The organism is Streptomyces toyocaensis (assembly GCF_000725125.1).
In the GTDB taxonomy this organism is placed as follows: Bacteria; Actinomycetota; Actinomycetes; order Streptomycetales; family Streptomycetaceae; genus Streptomyces; species Streptomyces toyocaensis.
In genome coordinates this window covers 293844-316531 of sequence record NZ_JFCB01000002.1, presented here as the reverse complement: position 1 = coordinate 316531, position 22688 = coordinate 293844, and the positions used below count along the sequence as shown (strand labels likewise).

The window sequence follows — 22688 nt, the reverse complement described above, 5'->3', positions numbered from 1 at the left end:
ACCACCATGCCCCAGACATCCGCACGCCCCGCGTCCTCAGGAGCCGGCCGGCCACGCCCCGGCCTCACCCGGCGCGTCCTCGCCCTGATCGTGCTGGCCGCCGCCGTCGTGACCGCCGTCCTCGCCCTCACCCCCGGCCGCGACACCACCGCAGGGGGCACAGCCGCTCCCGCCACGGTGTCGACTCCCGGGGAGCAGCAGCCGGCGAACCCCCAACTGCTCGCCCTGGCACGCCGGGACGCCACCGACCCGCTCGCCCTCGGCAGTCCGGACGCCCCCGTCGTGCTGATCGAGTTCTCCGACTTCCAGTGCCCGTTCTGCGGCCGGTTCGCCCGTGAGACCAAGCCGGACCTGGTCCGCGACTACGTCGACGAGGGGATCCTACGCATCGAGTGGCGCAACTTCCCCGTCTTCGGCGCCGAGTCCGACCACGCCGCACGAGCCGGCTGGGCGGCCGGACGGCAGAACCGCTTCTGGCAGTTCCACGACGAGGCCTACGCCGAATCGCGCCGCCGCAACGCGGGCGAATTCAACGAGGACAAGCTCATCGCCATGGCCCGGAAGGCCGGCGTCGGGGACCTCGCCCGGTTCAAGAAGGACATGGCCTCCGGCGCCGCCCGCCAGGCTGTCACCCGGGACAGTGAGGAGGGCTACGGCATCGGGGTCACCAGCACACCCGCGTTCCTGATCAACGGCCGGCCGGTGCTCGGCGCCCAGCCCACGGACGTCTTCACCGACATCATCGACGAGGCCGCCGAGCAGGCGCGGCAGCGGGAAGACGGCGATGAGTGACCCCGGGGTGCTGCTCGCCTTCCTCGGTGGCCTGCTCGCCCTGCTCAGCCCTTGTTCGGCCCTGCTGCTGCCGGCGTTCTTCGCGTACTCCTTCACCAGCCGCACCCGGCTCCTGGGCCGCACGGCCCTCTTCTACGCCGGGCTCTGCCTCACCCTGGTGCCGCTCGGGGTGGCCGGCTCCTTCGCCGGACGGCTCTTCTACGGCCACCGGGACACCCTCGTCACGGCCGGCGGCTGGCTGGTCATCGCACTGGGCGTGGCTCAGGTGCTCGGCCGGGGATTCGGCTCACGCCGGCTGCAGCAGGCAGCCGGCAGGCGCCGCTCGGGATCCGCGCTCTCCGTGCTGGCGCTGGGCTCGGTCTACGGCTTGGCGGGCTTCTGCGCGGGGCCGATCCTGGGCGCCGTCCTGACCGTCGCGGCCATGGGCGGCAGCCCCTGGCGGGGCGGTGCGCTGTTGGCCGTCTACGCCCTTGGCATGGCCGTGCCGATGTTCGTCCTGGCCGCCCTGTGGGACCGGTACGACCTCGGGCGCCGGCAGTGGCTGCGTGGCCGGATGATCCACGTCGGGACCGTGCCTCTGCACACCACCTCCCTGGCCGGCGGGGTGATGTTCATTCTGCTCGGCGTCCTGTTCCTGGCGTTCGACGGCACCTCCGCACTGCCCTCCCTGATGGGAGTGGACGCCGAGTTCGCCTGGGAGGAACGACTGTCCCGGTGGGCGGGCGCGGTCCCCGACCGCTTCCTGCTGTTCGGTCTGGCGGTGGCCGCGGCCGCCGCCGCCCTCGCCGTCCTGCTGCGAACCGGGAGCGCACGGAAGAAGGAACAGCACCCACCCTCGGCGCACACCCATGGATCCACCGGGGCATGACCTCATGACCTCGGACTCCGCCCGAACCGAATCCCTGAACGAGGGTGGCCGACAGCGCGGCGGTCCCGGCAGCCGCCCACGTTCTCCGGGCCCCGGGTCGTCATCCCCCGGCTGAAGGAGGTGCCGCACTGCCGAAACCGTTCGGTCGTATCCCCGTTGGCACCGGAGTGAGCGAGCCATCAATCTGAACGTGCGGGGCTCACCGGCTCACCTGTCGCCGACGCCGATCAGCCCTCCGGGTGCCGCCACCGCATCACAGGACGGCGGCGGCACCCGCAGAACGGCGGTGAGGTGCCTCGGACACGGCGCCACGGGGCCTGTCACAGGCGGATGATGACCAGGGCCGTGTCGTCGTTGGTGCTGGCAGGGGGGAGGAGGTCGGCCAGGAGGGCGTCGGCCAGGGCCTCGGGGCCGGCTCGGCCGTGGCGGACGAGCGAGCCGGCGAGACGGGCCAGGCCCACGTCGATGTCCTCGCCGCGGCGTTCGATCAAACCGTCCGAGTACAGGACGAGGGTGGCGCCCTCGGCGAAGGCCGTACTGGCCTCGGGCCGCGGAACGTGTTCCGGCCGGGCACCGAGAGGCGGATCGGTCGCCCGGTCGAGGAAGGTCACCGTGCCGTCGGGGTCCAGCAGGGCGGGTGGTGGGTGGCCGGCGCTGCTGTACGTGAGGGTGTGAATGCCCCAGTCGATGTAGGTCTTCACCACCGTGGTCGATTCCGCACCGGCGACATGACGGGCGTACAGTTCGAGGGCTTCCAGCGCCTGGGCCGGACCGTCGGCGACGCGAGCGGCCGCGCTGAGCGCGCTGCGCAGCTGCCCCATGACACCGGCCGCCTCCAGGCCGTGGCCGACGACGTCGCCGACAGCGACCGCGATGCGGTCGCCGGGCAGCTCAACCATGTCGTACCAGTCGCCGCAGACGTTCAGGGTGCCGACGGCCGGCCGATAGCGGACGGCTGCCCTGTGGTGCCCGACCGGCACCGGAGCCGGCAGCATCGCCTCCTGCAGGGCCAGGGCGACCTCACGTTCACGTGCATGGGCCCGGCGCAGGCGCTCGTTGATCTCCTGCAGTTCACGGGAGCGGGTGTAGAGCTCGGCCTCCAGCACACGGGCCCGGCTGCTGTCGGTGCCCGTGCCCCCGCGAGCACGGATGAGCTCGGTCACTTCCTCCACCCGGTGCACGATCAGTACCACCCGTCCGTCCGGATCCAGCACGGGCGAGTTCACCGGGCTCCAGAAGTGCTCCTCCCAGTGCCCGGGCCGGTCGGCATCCTCGATGTCGTAGCGCAGCAGCGCCATACTGTCGCGCTCCCCGGTCGCCACCACACGCTGCAACGACGCCTCGACCTCGCGCGACCCGGCGGCGGCCGGGTCGTTGGGGTTCTCGGGAAAGACGTCAAAGATGTAGCGGCCCAGAAGCTGCTCGCGTGTGCGCCCGGCCAGCCGGAGGAAGTCCTCGTTGGCGTCGGCGAAGACCAGGTCCGGGCTGAGGAGCGCCACCATCCCGGGCAGAGCCTGGAAGGCCGCCTCATAATCGATCCGCGGATCACGCATGTACTGCCCGCCTCGACGCCGACCATCACCGTGGTTCCACGATAGGAGTGAACGCGCCCCGTGCCCGGGCCACTGCTCCCCCGGGCCCCGACCGTCACCTGAGCAGCCCACCGGAGCCGGCCTCCGTCGCCGTCAGTGGATCAGCGCTCGTCCTTCATTCGCCACAGGTCGGGATTGGGGCGGCACCGCAGGGGCAGGTGCTCCTCAGGACGGTCCAGGACGGTGGAGGGGTGATCGATCGCCATGGGCGAACCATCGATGCAGGCGGCGAAGCAGGGGGCTCGAACCGTGGACCGTGAACACACCCGGACGCCGCCGCTGCGTCCCGGCGACTACACGCCTGCCGACTACGCCGCGGTCGTGGTGCGCGCTGCCCGGGAGGCAGGAGTCTCCCCCCTGCTCGTGATGACCGTGCTCCACAACGAGGCGTACAAACCCCACCATCCCCTGCTGGAGCGGTTGTGGCAGTGGTGGAAGCCCGGGGCGTCCTTCGGCGTGGCCAACATGCACCGGGCGACCTTCGAGCGGGTCCGGCGCGCGCACAGTCTGCCGGAGCGATGGCAGGACCTGCGCGACGACCCCGCCCTGGCCATCCGCACGGCCGCCCTGCACTTGAAGGACCTCGACCGGAAGCTGCCCCGGCGGCACGTACACCGTTACACCCGTGACGAACTCCTCGCCCTCGGATACAACACGGGTGAACGCAACATGCGCGCCTTCGCCCGGGGCGTCCCGCCGGGCCCCATGGCACGGTCGTACCTGCGCCGCTTCCGCACCAACCGGGTACGAGCCGCCGAGTCCCTGGCCGACGGCGGCAAGCCACGTGACGCCGTCACCGGCCAGGGCCTGTCTCCTTGACGGGCTGTGGGCGCCCTTCCTGGCGGTGGGCGGGGTGCTTGGGGGTCAGCGTGTCTCCGGCGGCGTCGGCAGGAGCGGTACGGGTACGGGCGGATTGCTGCCGGAGGGATACGTGACGAGTGCCGGCCGCCTGGCGAACTGGCCGGATCCGGGGTTCCGTTGGAGTGAGGGCAAGACCAACTGCCACCAGTCGGAGAGGCGGCCGGTGAGGGCCTGGGGGCCCTCCAGCGCCTCCGTGAGGGTGCAGAATCCGAAGAAGGCCCGGACCAGGGTGCGGGCGGTGGCGGCCGGGCGGACATCGGCGGCCAGACAGCCCCCGGCTCGGGCCTGGGCGAGCAGACGTGTGGCTGCGGTCGTCCAGAGGGGGAAGGGGTCGGGAAGATCCACGTTGATGGTGTGACGCTCGGCCCACAGGCGGGCACCCGCGCGTGTCAGGGAGTCTTCGGCGAGGGCGCGGGCAATCTCGTAGCTCAGTGTGACGAGACGTTCCAGTGGCGGCACGCTCCGGTCGCCGTAGCACGTGACGAGGCTCGGCCAGGTCGCGAAGCCGTCCTGGACGACAGCCAGAGCGATGCCTTCCTTACTGGCGTAGTGGAAGTAGACGGATCCGCTGGTTCGCCCGGACCGGGCGCTTATGTCATTGACACTCGTGCCCGCGTAACCCTGCTGGGCGAAGAGGCAGGCCGCTGCCTCCAGGAGTGATCTGCGGGTTGCTCTGGCCCGTTCCTGCAAGATCTCGTGCACCTCAGTCCGGCTCCGTCGTGAACGACCCAGAATGTAGTGCGCCCGCGTACGCCCGGAGCAATGAACCGTCACCCTCGCACGGCGATTGCGCATTTCTTTCGAATCTGAACACCCACGAGTGGAAAGTGGCTTCTCGGGTGCCACTCATGGTTCGTCGGCCGAATCTCTCGCCGCATGCCGGCGCGTCATTCTCTTGCCGCGCGCATCTGCCGCAACTTGCCCATGACAAAGGTTTCATGACACACGATCAGCAACTCACGGGCAGTCGGCTGCGGCGACCACATACACCTTGAGCGCCTGACGGTCGAGTACTCGAAGTGGTGATTGCATCGCCTTTCCGGGCCTAAATATCGTAGTCGTCGCAATGTTTTTCTGTTTGTGGCTGATGCCCTGAAATGCGAGCCGTCTCGTCGGTCGCACCGTCGGAAGAACCCGACTCCCCCTGCGGCCCGGCATCGAGGGCCGCGCCTCCTCACCCCGCGGTCCTACACGTCGCGTGACTGACCGCCCCCCGCCCTCTCCCCCAGGAGGCCACCATGACGCCGACGCTTCAAACCCTGTCGAACTGGTCGCCCGAGGCCGTCGTCTTCGACTGCGACGGCACACTGATGGACACGGAACGTCATTGGCAGAATGCGCGTAACCGCGCCTTCCGTGAGTTCGGTCTGCTACCCCCGCCGGGGTTCGCCGAGCGAGCCAAAGGCGTGCACTACGTCGACTGCGGCCGCCTGATGGCCGAGGAGACCAACAAACCCGAACTGACCGCGGGCCTGACCACGGCTCTGCTGGGGCACTTCCTGTCCCTCGTGGCGGAGGACCCACTGACGATGCCGGGCGCCTGTGAGGTCGTACGTCTCCTCTCGGGGCGGCTGCCGTTGGCCGTGGCCAGCAACTGCCCGCTCGAGGTGGTGGAGGAGAGCCTCGGCCGCGCCGGACTGCGCCGCCACTTCCGCCACGTCGTCGTGCCCACGGTGCCACCGGGAAATCCCGAGGAACCGAAGCCGGTGAACGACGTCGAGCGGTCGGACGCAGTACGGCCCAAGCCGTGGCCCGATGTGTACACCACGGCGGCACGTCTGTGCGAGGTCCTCCCGGAAGCCGCACTGGCTGTCGAGGACTCCCTCACGGGGATCGAGTCGGCGTGGCGTGCCGGCCTGCGGGTGGTCGGCGTGGGCCCGTTGCCGGACGGCGGGAACACCGGGTATGCCGATGCCTGGGTCATGGCTCTGGATTGCCCCGAGGTGCTGGGCTGGGTGCGGGGTTGGCGGCGCTCCTCGCCACCGTGGTGAGCGGTGAGGCTGGTTCGTCGTGGATCCGCTGTGCTGCGCAGCCGAGACGGACGTGACCCTGCGGGAGCCCGTGCACGACGGTGTCGAGCCGACCGCGCAGGCGGCGCACGCGATCGCACGCGTCGTCGGGCGCCGTCGATGCGGATCGGAGCGGCGAGTGTCCGGGCGGCGGCTGTGGCCGTGCCTGTCGCCTCCTCGTCGGTCCCGGCGGCCTCAAAGCCGGCCGGGTGTGTGGAAGCCGGTCTCGCCCCGGCCGGACCGGGAGAGATGCTCAGTCAAGGCAGAACTCGTTGCCCTCGATGTCCAGCATGGGGATGCAGGCGTCCTTGCCGTCGTACAGCGTTCGCACGTGTACCGCGCCGAGCGGGATCAGTCGCGCACATTCCGCCTCGAGTGCGGCCAGGCGCTCTTCACCCACCAGTCCGGTGGCGACCCGCACATCGAGATGCAACCGGTTCTTGGCGGCCCTTCCCTCGGGAACCCGCTGAAAGTACAGCCGCGGGCCCACACCCGTGGGGTCAGTGCAGGCGAACCATGAGTCCCGCTGCTCAGGGGGCTGGGACTGCTTGAAGTCGTCCCACGTGGCCCACCCCTCCGGTGGCGGCGGTACGACGTACCCCAACACCTCGCACCAGAAACGAGCAAGGCGCTCCGGCTCTGCGCAGTCAAAAGTGACTTGGAACCTCTTGATCGCTGACATCGGCGCACCGTATCAAGGAACACCCTGCGATCGCCGGATCGTTCAGGCGCTGATGGGTGCTGCATCGATGCGGGAGGCGACGGGCTCGCTGCCGCCGGCCGGGGCTGGTGCCCAGGCGGGCCGTCTGGTTCAGCCCTGGAGGGTGGCGAGCCAACCGGTCAGCAGGCGGTTGACCTCGTCGGGGCGCTCCTGCTGGATCCAGTGGCCGCAGTCGTCCAGGAGGTGGGAGGCGGACAGAGCTGGGAGGGTGGTGGGGTAGGCGTCGACGGCGTCGGACATCCAGGTGGTCGAGGCGTCCAGGGCGCCGCCGATGAACAGGGACGGTTGTTTGATCGGGGCTCCGCGGTGCGGGGCGAGGTCCTCCCAGTCACGGTCCATGTTGCGGTAGCGGTTGAGTGCGCCGGTGATCCCTGTGCGCTCGAACTCTCCGGCGTAGAAGTCGAGGTCGTCCTCGCTCAGCCAGGCCGGGAGGACCCCCGTGGGGAAGCGGTCGCGAAGCCGGCCGTCGCGGGCGACGAAGTGCGGGTCGGGCTCGCCGTGGGCAGGCATGGTGTCGGCGGACAGGGCCGCGTAGAAGCCCGCGAGCCAGCCGCGGACGTCGGGCTCGATCTCCGCCTCGGCACGGCCGGGCTCCTGGAAGTAGGAGACGTAGAACTCCTGCTCGGGGCCGCCGATCCGGTCGAAGATGTCAGTGGGGCGGGGGCCGCCGCCGGGCGGCGCGTAGGGGACGCTCAGTAGGCCGACGGCGCGGAAGACCTCGGGGTGGAGCAGGGCGGAGACGGCGGCGATGCTGGAGCCCCAGTCGTGGCCGACGACCACCGCGTTCTCCTCGCCGAGAGCGCGCACGACGGCGACGTTGTCCTCCACCAGGTCGAGCATCCGGTAGGCCTCAGTCGCGGTGGGCCTGGAGGAGCGTCCGTAGCCGCGTACGTCGATCGCCACCGCCCAGTAGCCGGCGGCGGCGAGGGCCGGGAGCTGGCGGCGCCAGGAGTACCAGGACTCGGGGAAGCCGTGCACGAGCAGGACGAGTGGTCCGGTGCCCTGCTCGACCAGGTGCAGGCGCCCGGCCGGGGCCTCGACGGTGCGATGGCGGAGCTCGGCGGTGGGCTCGGGGTGCATGGGCTTCTCCTCGGTTCGCGGGGGACGCGGCGCGTCACCGATCATGCGGCGTGACAGGCGCCCGACGCGATCAGCCTTGCCAGGATGGCAAACTTGCAGGGCAGGGGGCGATGGAGCGGCAGGGGAAGAAGGAGCGGGCGAGGTGGCGGTCGACGATGTGAACGGCACGCCGGCCGCGATGGGGCCCCGGCTGCGGGCAGCGCGCGAGCGGCACGGTGCGACGCTCGCCGGGGTCGGCCGCGCGACCGGCATCTCACCTAGCACGCTGTCGCGGATCGAGACCGGCCGGCGCAAGCCCACCCTGGAGGTGGTGCTGCAGCTGTCGAAGGAGTACGGCGTCTCCATGGACGAGTTGGCAGGCACCGCGCCCGCCCCCGCGACCGAGCCGCGTGCTGCCGCGCCGCTGAGATTCGGGGATGGCAAAGCGGTGCTGCCGTTGACCCGGTACGTCGGTGGTCTGCACGCCCACAAGCACGTCCTGCCCGCCGTCGAGGACGCGCCCGCACGCCCCGGGCAGGTCTCCCACGACGGGTACGAGTGGCTGTGCGTCCTGTACGGACGACTATGGCTCGCCCTCGGCAGCCAGGACCTCGTTCTTGCCGCCGGGGACGTCGCCGAGTTCGACACCCGCATTCCGCACGGGGTGGCGAACGCCGCACCCGGCGGACCGGTCGAGTACCTGATCATGTTCGGACCCCAGGGCGAGCGCCTACGGCTGCGCACTCCTCCGGCTGCCGGCCGCGGGAACCGCCGGCCGAATCCCGCCCAGGTCAACCGTGAGGAGCAGCCGTGGGATCCGGCGCCCGTTCCGACTGACGCATCGCCGACCTGACCGAGCGGAGCCGTCTGCCCACCCGAGCGGGGTCACGCCACGCCGGCCGGCGGGCGTGGGCAGGTCCGCCCACTCCGGTGGGCCGAGGACGTCCTGGAGCATCAGAACGCCACCGGGGCGGCAGCAGGGCGTAGTGTCAGTACCGGGCCCTACCTTGGCCGTGTGACTTTCGAGAAGCTGCGCGAGCGACTGGCCCGTTTCCGCGACGAAGCGATCCAACTGGGCATTCCGGCCGACGAGGTCGACCGCTGGATCGACATGGTGCGGCCCTGTGCCGTCCTGTCGAGGCGCGACGACGGCCCGGTCGCCGCCCGGTTCGGCGGCCCCGTGCTCCTGCCGGCCGGACTCCCGCACCCTCCCTTCCCCTACGTCGCCTCCGTCGACCTCGCGGCGCTGCCCCAGGCCTCGACCGACCTGCCACTGCCGTGTGACGGCCGCCTGCTCCTCTTCGCCTGGCCGCGCGACCACGGTGACCTCACCAACCACGGCGCCGTCGTGCACGTCCCCGTCGGGACGCCGACGGAGGTGCACGACCCGTACGCCTGGGACCTGGACGGCGTCCCCGAGGAGCGGGAGGTAGCCGATGCCTTCCCTCAGGGCGAGCTGCGGGTCCGGACCGAACCGTCGCTGCCGTACCACTTCGAGGTCGAACTGCCCGATGGCGGCCTGGAGCCGCTGCCCGGCTTCCCCCACGCCGAAGAACTGGCCGAAGAGTGGGAGATGGCGTGCCGCCATCTCGACCTCCGGGGCCCCTTGCACCTGGGCGGGTACGCCGACGAGGAGATGGTTCATCTCGACCCGCTGACAGGCCTGGTGCGCTGTGCGGCGGAGCAGGCGTCGACGGGCGCTTGGGGCGGTGGGGAACCGGTGTCCGAGAACGTCGCGGACTGGGTGCTGCTCGCGAGCTGGAGCCCCGACCTCGGTGAAGTGGCGGCCGGGTCCAGCGTCCACTGGGCGATCCAGCGCAAGGACCTGGCTGCCGGGCGCTTCGACCGGACGTTCACCAACGTGTACTGGAACCCATGAGCCGACCGATTCGCGCCTCACGCGACGGCCTGACCGGTGAGGGCTCGACGGTCTCCCAGCAGTCCCACTCCAGCGAACCGGCCTTACCGCCCCACCCCGAGGTCGACGTCGTCCGCGGTGACGGGACCCGGCCGACGACCCACCGGGGGACGCGGACGAACAGCCCGCTATGGTCGTGTACATGCAGGCACAGCAGCCGAATCAGGTCCCCGTCCCACCGGCCCCGCCTGTCCGGCCGCCTCGCAGCCGGGGTCCGCTGGCGACTGCCCTGCTGATCGGAGTGCTGGTGGGCGGCGCGGGGGTAGGCGTGGCCTGGGCACTGACCGGAGGCACGCCGGACACGGGCAGTGGTCCCAGGGGCGACGCCCGAGGCGCGTGCGAGGCGCTGGCCGGTATGGACGAAGCGAAGCTTCTCCCGAAGAAGAAGGTCCGCGAGCAGGAACGCGAACAGGCGCTGTACCGCTTCGCGGGCGCCTTCGACCTGGCCACGGCCGCCGCCGCGGGCGACGCCGCGTACGAGCCGCTCGCGGAGGCCATCACCCGGGCGCACAACCGCCACCGCCAGGTCTTCCAGGTCGACACCGAGGTGAAGAAGGAACTGGCCGAGGCTCGCAGAATCTGCGCCGGCCTCTAGGTCTGCCGTCTACAACAAAACCGACTGCCGTGAGCGACACGGGGTCGCATGCGGGAACAACCTCCTCAAGCGCCACCGGGCCGAGCACGAGATTCGAGAACTCACTGTCCGCCACGAGGCAACTGTGTTCGTCGCGGTACTCGATGCATGGCGTATGCCGAGACATGAATCCGCACACGAGCGTCCGCGGTCTCCACCCCTCCCCAGATCACAGCGACTGCTTCGCCTCCTCGCGAAGGGCGTCGACGAGCCTCGTGACGTGGGGCCGGTCGCCACGGCTGATTGCGGCGACACCGATGTGCCGGATCGGTCCCGGAGCCTTGATCGGGACGGCGCACAGGCCGGGGATCTCCGGGTCGAGCGCAATGGACGGTATGAGGGATACACCCATGCCCGCGGCGACGAGAGAGCGTGCGAAGAAGTAGTCGGTGGTCGTGCCGCGCACTTCCGGATCGAAGCCGGCGCGCTCGGCGTAGCCGCGCAGATACGCCTCGGTCTTCAGGCAGCCGAGCACCCACGGTTCGGCTGCCAGCTCGGTGAGGTCGAGCGCGTTGCGATCGGCGAGGCGATGCCCCTGCGGCAGGACCACGTGCAGGGGGTCTGTCAGCAGTGGCGTCCACTCCAGACTGGAGCTTCCCGGTCCTACGGGTAGCGGGCCGTCGAAGTGGTAGGCGAGGGCGAGGTCCACGGCTCCCTGGCGGACCAGCGGCAGGGTGTCCTCGGGTTCGCCCTCCCTGATGTGCAGGACGGTGCCGGGATGCGCAGCCGTGAGCCGGGAGAGGGCGCCGGGGAGCAGGATTCTCCCCCCGCTGGTGAAGGTGGCGACGGTGAGGAGGGTACGGCCGGTGCTGAGCTGGGCGATCTGCCGTTGCGCGTGTGCGAGTTCCGCGGCGACGGATTCGGCGGCGCCGACCATGATCCGGCCGGCCTGCGTGAGGGTGACGCCGCGGGTGGTGCGGGCGACGACCTGGGCGCCGAGGCTGCGCTCCAGGGCGGCCACGTGCTGAGAGACAGCCGAGGGGGTGAGGCGGAGAGCCATGGCCGCCTGATTGAAGCTGCCGTGCTCCGCCACCGCCCGCAGGACGCGGAGCCGCTGCACATCGATCAACAGTTTTCCTTAATACCCAGTTACCAAGCCGGCACTTCTGCCGATGACAATAGGTCTTCAGGATGAGTGCATGCGAGAGATCTGCGTCATCGGCGGAAGTCGGTACTTCGGAAAGCTCCTGGTGGAACGGCTGCAGGACGAGGACCACCAGGTCACTGTGATCAACCGCGGCTCCGTCCCGCCACCTCCCGGCGTCGAGCACCTCGTCGTCGACCGAAACGACGAGGCCGCCCTGACGGCCGCACTCGACGCCCGCACCTTCGACGTCGTGGTGGACCAGGTCTGTTACACCCCTGTTCAGGCCGCTGTCGCCGCCCGCGTCTTCGCCGGCCGCACCCGGCGCTACGTGATGACCTCCACGATCGAGGTCTACGACCCCGCGACCGCCGCCCTGCCTGCTTCGCCGGCAGACACGCCGGTTCCGGAGGACGTCGTGGACCCGGCGGCCTGGCTGGTGGCCATGGACCTGCCCTGGCACGACGACGCGTACCTGGAGGCGCACTATGCCGAGGGCAAGCGGCAGGCGGAGGCCGTCCTCACCCGCGCCGGCGGCTTCGAGTTCGTCTCGGTGCGCAGTGCCCACGTACTGGGCGGCGGCGCGCTGGAGTTCACCGGCCGGCTGGCGCACTACACCGAGCGCATCGCCGAAGGCCGAGCCATCGCTGTGCACACGAAGGCCCAGCCCACTGTCTTCATCCACTACGAGGAGCTGGCAGAGCTGATGCTGTGGGCCACCGCAGCCGACTTCACCGGTCCGATCAACGCCTGCTCCGACGGCCCGCTCGACGTGCACGGCCTGGTCGCGATCATCGCCAGGCGAATCGGCCGGGAGCCCGTTCACCGGACCGTCCCGGCGGGCGGGGAAGCTTCACCGTTCTCCTTCGACCGCTACTACGCCATGAGCAACGCCCGCGCGAAGAAGCTGGGTTTTTCCTTTTCCCGCAGCACCGACTGGATGCCCGGCGCCGTCACCGAAACGCTCACCACCGAGCCGTCACCCACCGTCTGAGGATCAAGCCACCATGCGGTACCGCACCGTCGCAGACACTGCCGTCAGCGCCATCGGCCTGGGCGCCATGCCACTGTCCATCGAGCACCGCCCGGACGAGACACGGGCCATCGCCACCGTCCACGCCGCCCTCGACGCCGGCGTCACGCTCATCGACACCGCCGACAGCTACCACTGGCACGCCGACGAGGTGGGCCACAACGAACTCCTCATCGCCCGCGCCCTGGCCGGCTACGGCGGCGACACCTCCGGCGTCCTGGTCGCCACCAAGGGCGGCCGCGGCCGCCCCGGCGACGGCAGCTGGACCGTCACGGCCACTCCTGCCCATGTCAAGCGGGCCGCCGAGGCTTCTGCCAGGCGTCTGGGCGTCGAGGCCATCGGCCTGTACCAGCTGCACAAGCCGGACCCGACGGTGCCCTGGGAAGACTCGGTCGGCGCCCTGCGCGAGTTGCTCGACGCCGGAACCATCCGCACCGCCGGAATCTCCAATGTCAACACCGCCCAGATCCGCCAGGCACACACGATTCTCGGCGACGGACTCGTCTCCGTGCAGAACCAGTACTCGCCTGCCCTGCGTACCAGCGAGCCCGAACTGCGGCTGAGCACGCAGTTGGGCCTGGCTTTCCTGCCCTGGAGCCCGCTGGGCGGTATCTCCCGCAGCTCCCTCGACGGTCCGTCCGGTCCGACCTCGGCGGGCACGGCCTTCCACCGCATCGCAGCCGAGCGCGGCGTCAGCCCGCAGCAGATAGCGCTGGCCTGGCTGATCGCCCGCTCCCCGGCAGTGATCCCGGTGCCGGGAGCCAGCCGCCCGGCCTCCATCACCGACTCGGCACGTGCCGCGGAGCTCACGCTGAGCGCGGAGGAGCTGGCACAGCTCGAGGACGTCCTGCCGGGCTGAGGCCGTCCGCCAGTAGGTCGTCACCTCGCCGCCTTCGCACGCGGCGCTCGTCTTCCCCGGTATCCCGCTCCATGGCCACGGTGCGTTGACGCATCGTCCACGACACCCGTTCGGTGAGAACGGCGTCGCCCGTGGGTTCCGGCGGCAGAGCGCCGAGCGGCGTTTCCACCGTCACGGGTCCGGATCCGGATGAGGTGATTGCGACGGACTTGTTAGGCAAGTAGTTTCTTGCCTATCGTGGGGTCGTGGCCGACGACCTTTTCAAAGCCCTGGCCGACCCCACCCGCCGCACCATCCTCGACGAGCTCACGGAGAAGTCCGGACAGACGCTCTTCGAGATCTGCTCGCGACTGAGCATGAAGCACCAGCTCGGCATCTCGCGTCAGGCGGTGTCCCAGCACCTCGCCCTGCTGGAGGCCGCCGGGCTCGTTGAGACCAGACGGGAGGGCCGCTACAAGTTCCACGACCTGAACACAGCCCCGCTTCGGCGGATAGCCGAGCGATGGCCCATGCCCGACCCGTCCGAACCAGAGAAGAGAACACCATGAGGATCCATCTGACCAGCGTCTTCGTCGACGACCAGGCCAAGGCCGAGCACTTCTACACCGAGATCCTCGGCTTCGAGAAGAAGCACGACATCCCCTTGGGCGAGGAGGCCAGGTGGCTGACCGTCGTCGCGCCCGACGAGCCCGACGGCACCGAACTCCTCCTGGAGCCCGCCGGCCACCCAGCCGTCAAGCCCTACCGCGACGCGCTCGTCAAGGACGGGATCCCGCTCGCCCAGTTCGCCGTCACCGACGTAGAGGCGGAGTACGAGCGCCTGCACGCCCTCGGCGTTCGATTCACCCAGGAGCCCCTGGCGATGGGCCAGGTCACCACCGCCGTCTTCGACGACACATGCGGCAATCTGATCCAGATCGCATCACAGGCGCAGTGAGCGGTCGGCCTCGGGCGAGGTCCACAAGCGGGCCAGGGCTCGCGTGGTGTGCGGTGGCGCCTACAGTTCGAACTCCAGGTGCTCGATGTCCGTGAAGCGGACCTCCTCCAGGCTCCCGGCGCGGCGACCGCTGTCCTGGAAGTACACCTCGCGGAGCGCCTCGGCCGCGATCTGCTGGAGCTGCTGGTCGCCGGCGCCGGCTTCCCGGGCCTCGAAGAGGCGGGCGGCGTGCCGCGGGGGCAGGGCGACGGTCAGGTGCCGGATGCGGGATTCGTCGGTGGAGCCGACGGGTGCGGTGTAACCGAGGCGGGCGCGGGTGTCGATGACGATGCCGTCGGTGGTGGCTGCCTTCGCCTTGGCCCTGGCCCGGATCTGCGGCTGCCACCGCTTCGTCACCTCGCGCTCCAGGCGCGCGGCCAGGTCGGGGCGGGGCTTTTTGATCTGGCCCTTCACGTACCGCTCGACGGTGCGCTGGGAGATGCGAAGCGTTCGGGCGACAGGCCGGGTGCCTTTGAGCTGCTTGACGAGGTAGCGCATCTGGGCGGGTGCGCTCTTGGGTGTCGGGCGGGTGAACACCCTGTGCACCGCGGCGTCCAGGCCCTCACCGAACAGGCTCATCCTCGCCTTCCCCTACTCTCCGTTGTCGACGTCGGTGACGGCGCCGTCCTTGATGTAGCGGGCGAGGTTGAGGTCGGGGGCGTCGAACCGCTCGCGGACCTCTTCGCCCCACAGGACGGTCTGGGTGCCCTCGTGCTTGACCAGGCCGGGGTTGACGCCGAGCTTGAAGCCGCCCGGCAGCGGCTTGCCGTCGCGGTAGGGCAGGACGTCCAGTGGCGAGGGACCAGCGGCAGCGTAGACGACGCAGTCGGACAGGATGGCGACCGGATACCGACCGGTGAACGCCGCATGCTTGACGACCTTGCGGTGCAGGTTGGTCCGGGTGCGGGAGATGACCGCCGCGCGGATGTCGGGCCGCCACGTCGGGCGGGACAGCGCGCGCCACGGCTGCCCGGGCCGCCAGCCCTCACCGCGGGGGCGCTCGCGCAGTTTGCCCAGGCCGCCCTTGACGGTCGCCTTGATCGCGGAGGCGACGATCGCCAGGTGGGGATCGCGCTCCTGGTAGGCGTGCATCGCGGCGAGGAACTCGGGCGGGTCCATGTCGGCGCGCACGCCGAGGTCGGCCATCGTGGCGAGGTAGGCGTCCCGCAGCCGCTGGTACCAGCCGTCCAGGTAACGGCCGTTCTCGTACCGGACGTACGCCTCGAGTGGACGCACTTCGTAGCCGAGTTCCACCGCGTAGGCGACGGTGGGTGTCGCATACCAGGCCGGCCCCTCGGGGCGCTCGCCCTTCGGCGTGAACGGGCTGGGCAGCAGCGAACCGTCCAGCTGCACCCACTCCTTGCCGACCTTCACCCTCGACAGGTCGACGTGTGAGAGATCGACCAGCCATGAGCCGGGCAGCTTCGGGTCGAACCGGGGGGCCTTGACGTGGGTGGGCGCACCGAGGCCGACGAGCAGGCCGTTCGCGCCGGCGGCGAAGGCCATGTTCACGTCGATGCCGACCAGGTGCCGCAGGGTGCACTCGGCATCCGTCATCGGCCGCGCCCAGTCGTACGCCTCCTCGAACAGCTTCTCCCGGGGACCGCGGACGTGGAAGCGGGGCAGGTCGGCCAGGAGCGGGTGCCCGTCGGGTGCCTCGCACGGCGCCGGGTCGACCGGGTCCTTGCCCAGGCTGCCGGGGTTGTGCTCGGAGTGGCGACGGCCGTCGGTGTCGGGCGCGGAGGCGCGGGTCGGCGGGTGCAGCGCGGTCATCAGCTCCAGGCCGGTCACGGCGGTGGAGCCGCGGGGCGTCATCACGCGGGAGGCGTACAGCCCGAGCATGCGGGCGAGTTCCGCCGGCGGCAGCTGCCCTGCCCCACCCCAGTGGCGGGCGTCGAGCGCGTGCCACGCCGGGATGCACAGCTGCACACAGGCACGCTCCGAACCCTGCGCGGGGCGATAGATCCGCGCCCACGGCCCCAACCCGCGCTTGGTGAGCTTCCAATCGGCGCGCGCCAGCTGCTTGACGACCCTGTGGCCTTCCGGGATCCGCCCGGCCAGCCGCTCCTCCTCGCTGAGAGCTGTCGGCAGGCCGAAGCGCTTCAGCGCGGCCTCGGTGAGCACGAGCAGCGGATCGGCGTCCCGGCCCGCACCGGACAATCTCGGCTGCCCGAGCCTCGCCTCCCCGAGGGTCCACTCCACCAGAGCCGGCAGGCTCTTGGCGGGCACGTCCAGGACCAAGCCGCCGGTGCAGTAGGCCAGCACCTGCCCGTCCTCCACGTCGACGACCGCCAGCGGGCCGTTCTCGAACCGCAGGCCGGTGCCGTCCGCCGGGGTGTCGGCCCGGGGCGCCTTCTTCGGATCCGGACGGCGCGTCGGCGGTGACGGCCTGGTGGTGCGCGCCGGGCGCGACGTCGCGGCCCGAGCGGCGGCAGGGGGAGCGGAGACAGGGGTCCGGGTGCTCCCGGATGCTGTCGTGTCCGCGGCGTCGGATACCGGGCCAGGGGGCACAGTCTGCGTTTCCACCGGGGCGAGTGTGCCGGTGCACGCGGCCGGCACCGCCGTGGAGGCCGGCTCCTTCGGCGCTGCGGGGGCGGGGTAGAGCTCGGCGAGCTTGTTCAGCAGCCGCGCGTACGCCTCCCGTTCCGGGCCCCGCGGCTCGACCGTCTTCTTGACCGACTCCCAGCCCGACACCGTCGCCCGGCGCACCTTGAGCACGGCAGCCACTTCATCCAGCGTCAGGCCGTGCGCGGTACGCAGCCTCTTGCGCTCCTGCGCCGGGGGCAGCGGGGCGCGGGACGCCACCAGCGCGTCGACCGCGTCGAACAGCTCGGACATGCACGACCTCCTGGCCGGCATGCTACCCCGCCAGCCGTACGGACAGCATGCATGTACCGCACGGGTGGCGTACGAATCGCGGTCAGAGAAGGACGCGTGCCGTTACGGTGAACGCCCGGGTCCGTGCACCGCCGTCCGTGGCCCCATGTGATCGTGAGTTCACGTGCGGACCGGATCGGCCGGCGTCAGCGGCGCGATCCGGTTCCACACCAGTCGGGTGATCGCTGAGCGGAGGGACCCATCCGCTCAACTGACCGACCCGTCGAAGAGACCCGCGTCAGCGTCTGCGGGACCTGCCGGCGCCGATCCCGGCCACGTGCAGGGCAAGGGCGGTCAGTCCCAGCAGCATCACGTTCGTCGAAGAAAACACATCGTTGGTGCCGATATCCGCCGCGTTGATCAGAAACGCCACGAAGAACAGCACCGCCGCGACTATGCCGGCCATGGAACGAGCTCCTCTCGAAGGGGGTGAAGCCCGTATGCCCGGTCATCGTCTCCGCAGACGTGCAAGGGCCTTTGCCGATGCCGTCGGCGTGGCAGAAGCTGTCCCCGCGCCGTCACCCCGACCGCCTCGGCCGCGGTGGTGGCTTTGCCTGGGGGGTGAGTCAGGGCTGCTGATCAGGGCGCTGCCACGAGGCGGTGTCCGCCCACAGGTCGGTGCTGTGGGCCCCGATGAGAGCGCCGATGCGAGTGAGTACGTCACTGACCGGTCGCGGGGCGAGCCGGCGTCCGTCGCGCAAGCGCAGCGCGACGTGACCGTCAGCGGCCTCCTTGGCGCCGATGACTGCTTGGTAGGGAACCAGGCGGGCCTGGCGGACACGGGCGGCCAGGCTGCCGCGGTCCGGTCCCAGGATCTCGGTACGCACTCCGAGGCGGGTGCAGCGCCGGGCGAGGCCCGTGGCATCGGGCAGTTCGGTGTCCGAGACCGGGAGGACGGCCAGTTGAGTGGGGGCGAGCCAGGCGGGGAAGGCACCGCCGTGCTGTTCGACGAGATGGGCGACGGCACGTTCCACACTGCCGATGACGCTGCGGTGAATCATGACCGGGCGGTGCTTGGCGCCGTCCGCGCCGATGTAGTGCAGGTCGAACCGCTCGGGCTGGTGGAAGTCGACCTGGACGGTGGACAGGGTGGACTCCCGGCCTGCGCCGTCGGTGACCTGGACGTCGATCTTGGGGCCGTAGAACGCGGCCTCTCCCCCGGCTGCCTCGTAGGGCAGGCCGGAACGGTCGAGGACGTCGGTCAGCAGGGCAGTTGGCCGTTCCCACATCCCGGGTGCGGTCACGTACTTGCCACCGGAGTCCGGAAGGGAGAGCCGGTAACGGGTCGGGGTGATACCGAGCGCCTCGTACGCCCGGCGGATCATCCGCAGTGCCGCCTGCGCCTCCTCGGCGACCTGGCCCGGAGTGCAGAAGACGTGCGCGTCGTTGAGCTGGATGGCCCGCACCCTGGTCAGCCCGCCGAGCACGCCCGACAGTTCGGAGCGGTACATGCCGCCCAGTTCGGCCATACGCAGCGGCAGTTCGCGGTAGCTGTGGGAGCGGGAGCGGTAGATCAGCGCGTGATGGGGGCACAGGCTCGGCCGCAGGACGACCTGCTCCCCGCCGAGGTCCATCGGGGGGAACATGTCGTCGCTGTAGTGCGCCCAGTGCCCAGAGATCTCGTACAGCTCCCGCTTGCCGAGGACCGGTGAGTAGACGTGCTGGTAGCCCGCCCGCCGCTCGACGGCACGGATGTACTCCTCCAGGGTGTGTCTGACGGTCGCACCGTCGGGCAGCCAGTACGGCAGGCCGGCGCCGATCAGCGGGTCGGTGTCGAACAGGCCCAGCTCACGGCCCAGTCTGCGGTGCTCGTGCACGGTGGTCATCGCGGTCTCCTCGCTGCTGGCGGAGCAAGTGACCGGACCCACGACGAAGCCCCGGAGCACTTGCCCCGGGGCTTCACGTCAGGTCGTCCGTCAGCGCGCCGGGACACTCTCCGGCGTCGTCGTCACAGCGGCGCGCTTCATGTCGGAGACGTTAGCAGGACGCGGCGACGTCCACCCGGTCATTTCCTGTCAGGAGTGCCCAAGAACCCCGGGCGCCGGGCCGCTCGCTCGCAGACGCCTCAGCCGTGGTATGCGAGGGTTGTCATCATCCCGGACTCCGAGTGGTAGATGTTGTGGCAGTGCAGCATCCACGCTCCGGGGTTCTCCGCGTCGAAGTCCGCCACCAGTTTGTTGTGGGGCAGCACGATCGAGGTGTCCTTGCGGGCGCCGTTCGAATCCAGGCCGGCGAGCGAGAACGTGTGGCCGTGCAGATGCACGGGGTGCCACATGTGGGTGGCGTTGATGATGACCAGCCGCACCCTCTCACCCCGCTCGACCCTGTGGAGCGTGTCCGGGTCGTAGGGTTTGTGGTCGATCCCCCAGTCATAGTTCTTCATGCCACCGGTCAGCTTCAGCCTGAGCAGGCGGTCGTAACCACGGCGGGGCATCGCGACCGACTCGTCCGGCCGCAGCCGGCGGGCGGACACCAGCACCTCACGGTCCAGCTCCACCGGATGCGCGGACGGCTTGGGGACCGCTCCGGCGCCCGTGCGCAGGACAGCCATGGCCCTGCCCTGCTTGCCCTCGGCGAGCGCGACGAGCGGGAAGACCCCGGACTGCGCGGTGATCAGCACGTCGTACCGCTCGGCCATGCCGATGACCAGGGCGTCGGTCCGGTAGGGCTGCACAGCGAAGCCGTCGCTGTGGGTGACGGTCATCCGGTGCCCGCCGAGAGCCACCCGGAAGGCCGACTCCCCGCCGGCGTTGATGATGCGCAGCCTGATCCGGTCGCCGGGCTTGGCCCTGAACTGTGTGGGGTCGTCCGCCGTGCGCCCGTTGATCAGGTAATAGGGGTAAGCGATGTGTCCCGCGTGGCCACCGAGCAGCTTGCTGGTGGCGCCCGACATCAGTCGCCTGGGCCCTTTTCCGCGGTACGGCGACGTTTCCCTTCCGGGGCCCTTCCCGTCGTCCCTTCCCTCGGACGCGGCGCCGGCCAACGCCCCGCCCCCGGCCCCCACAGGCCCCTCCGGACTGTTGCCGTGGCCCACCGGCGGCTTGCCCTTGCGGAGTTGATAAAGAACGTCGTCGGGCGTGGAGCCGTCCACGCCGTCGATCCAGTCGTCCAGCATGACGATCCACTCGTGGTCGTACCTGAGTGGCTCTCTCGGGTCGTCGACGATCAGCGGCGCGTACATACCGCGGTCGATCTGCAGTCCCATGTGGGGGTGGAACCAGTAGGTGCCTGGGTGCGGGGCGGTGAAGCGGTAGTCGAACGTCTCCCCTGGTTCGACCGGCGGCTGGGTCACCCCGGGCACGCCGTCCATGTCGTTGCGCAGCGCGATGCCGTGCCAGTGCACGGTCGTCGCCTCCGGCAGCTGGTTGGCCAGTGTCAGCGCCAGGGTGTCCCCCGCGGTGACCCGCATCTCCCGGCCCGGCAGCAGTCCCTCGTACGTACATGACCTGAAGGTGCGTCCGGCGCCCAGCTCGACCGGCGACAGGGTGGCCCTGAGGGTGTGCTTGCGGCGCGGTTCGGCGGGGGCCGGATGCGTCTCGCCGGCCTCTCTGCCGTTCGGCGTGGATCCGGTGGAAGTGTCCGGCGCGGGCGCGCCGGGATTGCCGCGGTCACGCGAGCCGACGGAGGAGCAGGCGGCGAGCAGCCCGGAGCCCGCGGCCGCGATCCCCGCGCCGAGTACGGCACGACGCGTGGGAGAGGTCTGACTGGTGTGGTCCGTGCGCATGACTGGGTGTACCTCGCTGGTGAGGGAAGGCAGGTGAAGGCGTGGGTCTGCCACCGTTGCCCGGACCGGACCAGACGGCCGGAGACACTCTCCTGACCAGGCGCCGACAGGGCGGTGAGCACGATCCGACGGATGGCGGAATCGACTGTTCCGGGCATCGGCGAACTCCCTCGCCGACGCCCGGAACGCCACTCAGAGCGGCCGTGCGGATATCCCGACCGGCAGGGCACCGGACGGCACGCGCCGTCCGTGCAGGCCGCGCCCGCATTCGACTCCCGGGTCAGTAGTCATATGAGCACATTACCCTGACAGAGTGCACCTTTGTCGCATATGAGACTTTTCGGCGCGGTCATGTGGTCCGTCCTTACCCGTGCGACGAGTCGGCGCCCCGGCGACATCGGGTCGGCGGGAACCGCCTCCGAACGAGCGAGTCCGCCGCGCGCGTGGGGCAGTCGGCTCACGCCGCGGTGAACGGTCGGAGAGGACCCTCCTTGACACACGTCCAGGAGGATCCTGCCGGGCGCCGGCGTGGACCACCTGAAACCGGCCGGCGGAGACCCGCCGGGCTCACGCCCGCACGGACCTGCAGGCCGAGAGCAGGCCGGGCCTCCCTACGCGTCAGTGCGGCTCCGAGGACGTGTCCCGTCAGGTGATGAGAACCTGACGCGATGTCAGTGAGCACTGCCATCATGCGGTTGCACGGGGAGTCGTCGCGAGGGGGAGGCTTGCATGCCTGGGGTTCGGACGTACATGAAAAGGGCCCTTGGGGCGGGCGACAGAGTCCCGCGGACGAAGTTCGCGGTGTCATGCCCGATGCGGAGGGATCGGTGACCCGGCGGCGGCCGCCGGCGCGGCGGCGTACGCGTCGGGCCGGCAGGAAGCAGCAGAGGGACGCCCAGCTGACCGCGCTCGCCGTGGCGGCCACCGCCGGCGTAGGACTGGCCGTGATGGTGGCCAAGTGGCTGGTGGCGCACGGGTGGGTGCTCATGGTGCTCCTGGCGCTCGCCGTGCTGGTGGGTGCCGGCCGGCTCCACACTCGGCGGCAGCAGGCGCGCTGGGAGGCCGTACGGGCGCGTGGTCTGCGGTATGGGCTGCCCCAGTTGGACGCGCTGCACCACACCCGGTTCGAGGACGCGGTGCGGGACCTGATGCGCCGCGACGGCTGTCAGGATGCCCAGCGGGTCGGTGGGAGAGGTGACCTGGGCGCGGACGTCAAGGCCACGGATCCCTTCGGGCGGCGCTGGGTGATCCAGTGCAAGCACCGCCGCAACGGGGCCAGTGGGGCGGCAGTGGGTACGCCCGAGCTTCAGGTGCTCAACGGAACGGCTCGGCAGGTTCACGGTGCCGACGTCGCGGTGATCGTGACGAACGGACGGGTGACGGGCCCGGCCGTGACCTTCGCCAAGGAGCAGCGGCTCCATGTCGTGGACCGGCAGACCCTGGCGGTGTGGGCGTCGAGCTCGCGTCCACTGTGGGAGTTGCTGCGGGCCGTGCCGCCCCCGCGTCGCCCGACGTCTGCCGGCTGACCACGCGGACCAGTCGGCCGCCGTGAAGTCGCGCAGCGCGGCGCACGGTTGGTGCGAGGTTCGGGTGACGGGCTCGCCGCCGTCGGCCCCGGTGCTGCCCCGGTCGCTGACGGGAACGCCGGCGGCCGCGCAGGCCGTGCACCGCGCCGACGAAC

22 protein-coding genes are annotated in these 22688 nt (G+C 70.6%); 12 read left to right on the top strand and 10 right to left on the bottom strand.

The genetic code is table 11. The annotated features are described in order from the left end of the window. Nucleotides 1–6 precede the first annotated feature (6 nt). Together BU52_RS05265 and BU52_RS05260 are read left to right on the top strand one after the other, a co-directional pair. Nucleotides 7–792 carry a DsbA family protein gene (locus tag BU52_RS05265; protein ID WP_037928805.1) on the top strand — a complete coding sequence of 262 codons (786 nt, stop codon included), beginning with the start codon at nt 7–9 and terminating at the stop codon, nt 790–792. Further along, a complete protein-coding gene (locus tag BU52_RS05260; protein ID WP_037928802.1) occupies nt 785–1660 on the top strand; it encodes a cytochrome c biogenesis CcdA family protein in 876 nt (291 codons plus the stop codon). The genes BU52_RS05265 and BU52_RS05260 overlap by 8 nt, the downstream gene beginning before the upstream one ends. Nucleotides 1661–1980: 320 nt before the next feature. On the opposite strand, the gene BU52_RS05255 is transcribed toward BU52_RS05260, so the two are convergent. Then, on the bottom strand, nt 1981–3213 hold the full coding sequence (locus BU52_RS05255) for a PP2C family protein-serine/threonine phosphatase (RefSeq protein ID WP_037928792.1): 1233 nt from the start codon (nt 3211–3213) through the stop codon (nt 1981–1983). 243 nt (nt 3214–3456) lie between these two features. Between BU52_RS05255 and BU52_RS05250 the strand changes: the two genes are divergently transcribed. Then, on the top strand, nt 3457–4071 hold the full coding sequence (locus tag BU52_RS05250) for a hypothetical protein (protein WP_037928776.1): 615 nt from the start codon (nt 3457–3459) through the stop codon (nt 4069–4071). Between the two features lie 45 nt (nt 4072–4116). On the opposite strand, the gene BU52_RS05245 is transcribed toward BU52_RS05250, so the two are convergent. Continuing rightward, nucleotides 4117–4815, bottom strand: coding sequence for a ScbR family autoregulator-binding transcription factor (locus BU52_RS05245; protein ID WP_051857930.1), 699 nt, complete (start codon nt 4813–4815; stop codon nt 4117–4119). 536 nt (nt 4816–5351) lie between these two features. Here BU52_RS05245 and BU52_RS05240 point away from each other — a divergent pair. Next, nucleotides 5352–6104, top strand: coding sequence for an HAD family hydrolase (locus BU52_RS05240; protein WP_037928765.1), 753 nt, complete (start codon nt 5352–5354; stop codon nt 6102–6104). A gap of 271 nt (nt 6105–6375) precedes the next feature. Here BU52_RS05240 and BU52_RS05235 read toward each other — a convergent pair whose 3' ends face one another. Both BU52_RS05235 and BU52_RS05230 read right to left on the bottom strand, forming a co-directional pair. Further along, nucleotides 6376–6804 carry a VOC family protein gene (locus BU52_RS05235; RefSeq protein WP_037928763.1) on the bottom strand — a complete coding sequence of 143 codons (429 nt, stop codon included), beginning with the start codon at nt 6802–6804 and terminating at the stop codon, nt 6376–6378. A 129-nt stretch (nt 6805–6933) separates the two neighbouring features. Further along, the gene (locus tag BU52_RS05230) at nt 6934–7923 is read right to left on the bottom strand and encodes an alpha/beta hydrolase (protein ID WP_037928762.1); all 990 of its coding nucleotides are present in this window, start codon (nt 7921–7923) and stop codon (nt 6934–6936) included. 142 nt (nt 7924–8065) lie between these two features. On the opposite strand from BU52_RS05230, the gene BU52_RS05225 reads away from it, so the two are divergent. From BU52_RS05225 to BU52_RS33260, 3 genes are all read left to right on the top strand, one after another. After that, on the top strand, nt 8066–8755 hold the full coding sequence (locus BU52_RS05225; protein WP_078903118.1) for a helix-turn-helix domain-containing protein: 690 nt from the start codon (nt 8066–8068) through the stop codon (nt 8753–8755). A gap of 162 nt (nt 8756–8917) precedes the next feature. Further along, nucleotides 8918–9781 carry a YwqG family protein gene (locus BU52_RS05220; RefSeq protein ID WP_037928760.1) on the top strand — a complete coding sequence of 288 codons (864 nt, stop codon included), beginning with the start codon at nt 8918–8920 and terminating at the stop codon, nt 9779–9781. Between the two features lie 394 nt (nt 9782–10175). After that, nucleotides 10176–10415 (top strand): hypothetical protein, encoded by a 240-nt coding sequence (locus BU52_RS33260; protein WP_078903123.1) that lies wholly within the window; start codon nt 10176–10178, stop codon nt 10413–10415. Nucleotides 10416–10623: 208 nt separating this feature from the next. Here the strand turns inward: BU52_RS33260 and BU52_RS05210 are convergent, their stop codons facing one another. Beyond that, nucleotides 10624–11523 (bottom strand): LysR family transcriptional regulator, encoded by a 900-nt coding sequence (locus BU52_RS05210; RefSeq protein ID WP_037928758.1) that lies wholly within the window; start codon nt 11521–11523, stop codon nt 10624–10626. 70 nt (nt 11524–11593) lie between these two features. Here BU52_RS05210 and BU52_RS05205 point away from each other — a divergent pair, with 70 nt between their 5' ends. The 4 genes from BU52_RS05205 (at nt 11594) to BU52_RS05190 (ending at nt 14367) form a co-directional block, all read left to right on the top strand. Then, nucleotides 11594–12532, top strand: coding sequence for an NAD-dependent epimerase/dehydratase family protein (locus tag BU52_RS05205; RefSeq protein WP_037928756.1), 939 nt, complete (start codon nt 11594–11596; stop codon nt 12530–12532). 13 nt (nt 12533–12545) lie between these two features. Continuing rightward, nucleotides 12546–13430 carry an aldo/keto reductase gene (locus BU52_RS05200; protein ID WP_037928754.1) on the top strand — a complete coding sequence of 295 codons (885 nt, stop codon included), beginning with the start codon at nt 12546–12548 and terminating at the stop codon, nt 13428–13430. A gap of 245 nt (nt 13431–13675) precedes the next feature. Continuing rightward, nucleotides 13676–13978, top strand: coding sequence for an ArsR/SmtB family transcription factor (locus BU52_RS05195; protein ID WP_037928752.1), 303 nt, complete (start codon nt 13676–13678; stop codon nt 13976–13978). Beyond that, nucleotides 13975–14367 (top strand): VOC family protein, encoded by a 393-nt coding sequence (locus BU52_RS05190; RefSeq protein ID WP_037928748.1) that lies wholly within the window; start codon nt 13975–13977, stop codon nt 14365–14367. The genes BU52_RS05195 and BU52_RS05190 overlap by 4 nt, the downstream gene beginning before the upstream one ends. Before the next feature lie 60 nt (nt 14368–14427). On the opposite strand, the gene tpg is transcribed toward BU52_RS05190, so the two are convergent. The 5 genes from tpg to BU52_RS05170 all read right to left on the bottom strand — a co-directional run bounded on the left by tpg (nt 14428) and on the right by BU52_RS05170 (nt 21007). Next, nucleotides 14428–14985, bottom strand: coding sequence for a telomere-protecting terminal protein Tpg (tpg, locus tag BU52_RS05185; RefSeq protein WP_037928745.1), 558 nt, complete (start codon nt 14983–14985; stop codon nt 14428–14430). 12 nt (nt 14986–14997) lie between these two features. Further along, entirely contained in the window at nt 14998–17244 is a 2247-nt protein-coding gene (tap, locus tag BU52_RS05180; protein WP_037928742.1) for a telomere-associated protein Tap, read from the bottom strand. Between the two features lie 277 nt (nt 17245–17521). Further along, nucleotides 17522–17689 (bottom strand): hypothetical protein, encoded by a 168-nt coding sequence (locus tag BU52_RS35525; protein WP_167343495.1) that lies wholly within the window; start codon nt 17687–17689, stop codon nt 17522–17524. Between the two features lie 160 nt (nt 17690–17849). After that, complete coding sequence (thrS, locus tag BU52_RS05175; RefSeq protein ID WP_037928956.1) at nt 17850–19100, bottom strand: threonine--tRNA ligase; 1251 nt, start codon at nt 19098–19100, stop codon at nt 17850–17852. Nucleotides 19101–19348: 248 nt separating this feature from the next. Continuing rightward, nucleotides 19349–21007, bottom strand: coding sequence for a multicopper oxidase family protein (locus BU52_RS05170; RefSeq protein ID WP_037928739.1), 1659 nt, complete (start codon nt 21005–21007; stop codon nt 19349–19351). An 806-nt stretch (nt 21008–21813) separates the two neighbouring features. On the opposite strand from BU52_RS05170, the gene BU52_RS05165 reads away from it, so the two are divergent. Continuing rightward, nucleotides 21814–22533 (top strand): restriction endonuclease, encoded by a 720-nt coding sequence (locus BU52_RS05165; protein WP_051857929.1) that lies wholly within the window; start codon nt 21814–21816, stop codon nt 22531–22533. The last annotated feature ends 155 nt before the right edge of the window (nt 22534–22688 follow it).

Excerpts from the sequence above, each read along its gene's own strand:
- BU52_RS35525 (WP_167343495.1), bottom strand. The coding sequence starts at position 17,689 with ATGGCCGGCATAGTCGCGGCGGTGCTGTTCTTCGTGGCGTTTCTGATC.
- BU52_RS05235 (WP_037928763.1), bottom strand. The coding sequence starts at position 6,804 with ATGTCAGCGATCAAGAGGTTCCAAGTCACTTTTGACTGCGCAGAGCCG.
- BU52_RS33260 (WP_078903123.1), top strand. The coding sequence starts at position 10,176 with ATGGACGAAGCGAAGCTTCTCCCGAAGAAGAAGGTCCGCGAGCAGGAA.
- BU52_RS05230 (WP_037928762.1), bottom strand. The coding sequence starts at position 7,923 with ATGCACCCCGAGCCCACCGCCGAGCTCCGCCATCGCACCGTCGAGGCC.
- BU52_RS05255 (WP_037928792.1), bottom strand. The coding sequence starts at position 3,213 with ATGCGTGATCCGCGGATCGATTATGAGGCGGCCTTCCAGGCTCTGCCC.
- BU52_RS05165 (WP_051857929.1), top strand. The coding sequence starts at position 21,814 with ATGCCCGATGCGGAGGGATCGGTGACCCGGCGGCGGCCGCCGGCGCGG.
- BU52_RS05190 (WP_037928748.1), top strand. The coding sequence starts at position 13,975 with ATGAGGATCCATCTGACCAGCGTCTTCGTCGACGACCAGGCCAAGGCC.
- BU52_RS05250 (WP_037928776.1), top strand. The coding sequence starts at position 3,457 with ATGGGCGAACCATCGATGCAGGCGGCGAAGCAGGGGGCTCGAACCGTG.
- tap (WP_037928742.1), bottom strand. The coding sequence starts at position 17,244 with ATGTCCGAGCTGTTCGACGCGGTCGACGCGCTGGTGGCGTCCCGCGCC.
- BU52_RS05260 (WP_037928802.1), top strand. The coding sequence starts at position 785 with ATGAGTGACCCCGGGGTGCTGCTCGCCTTCCTCGGTGGCCTGCTCGCC.
- BU52_RS05170 (WP_037928739.1), bottom strand. The coding sequence starts at position 21,007 with ATGCGCACGGACCACACCAGTCAGACCTCTCCCACGCGTCGTGCCGTA.
- BU52_RS05205 (WP_037928756.1), top strand. The coding sequence starts at position 11,594 with ATGCGAGAGATCTGCGTCATCGGCGGAAGTCGGTACTTCGGAAAGCTC.
- tpg (WP_037928745.1), bottom strand. The coding sequence starts at position 14,985 with ATGAGCCTGTTCGGTGAGGGCCTGGACGCCGCGGTGCACAGGGTGTTC.
- BU52_RS05265 (WP_037928805.1), top strand. The coding sequence starts at position 7 with ATGCCCCAGACATCCGCACGCCCCGCGTCCTCAGGAGCCGGCCGGCCA.
- BU52_RS05200 (WP_037928754.1), top strand. The coding sequence starts at position 12,546 with ATGCGGTACCGCACCGTCGCAGACACTGCCGTCAGCGCCATCGGCCTG.
- BU52_RS05240 (WP_037928765.1), top strand. The coding sequence starts at position 5,352 with ATGACGCCGACGCTTCAAACCCTGTCGAACTGGTCGCCCGAGGCCGTC.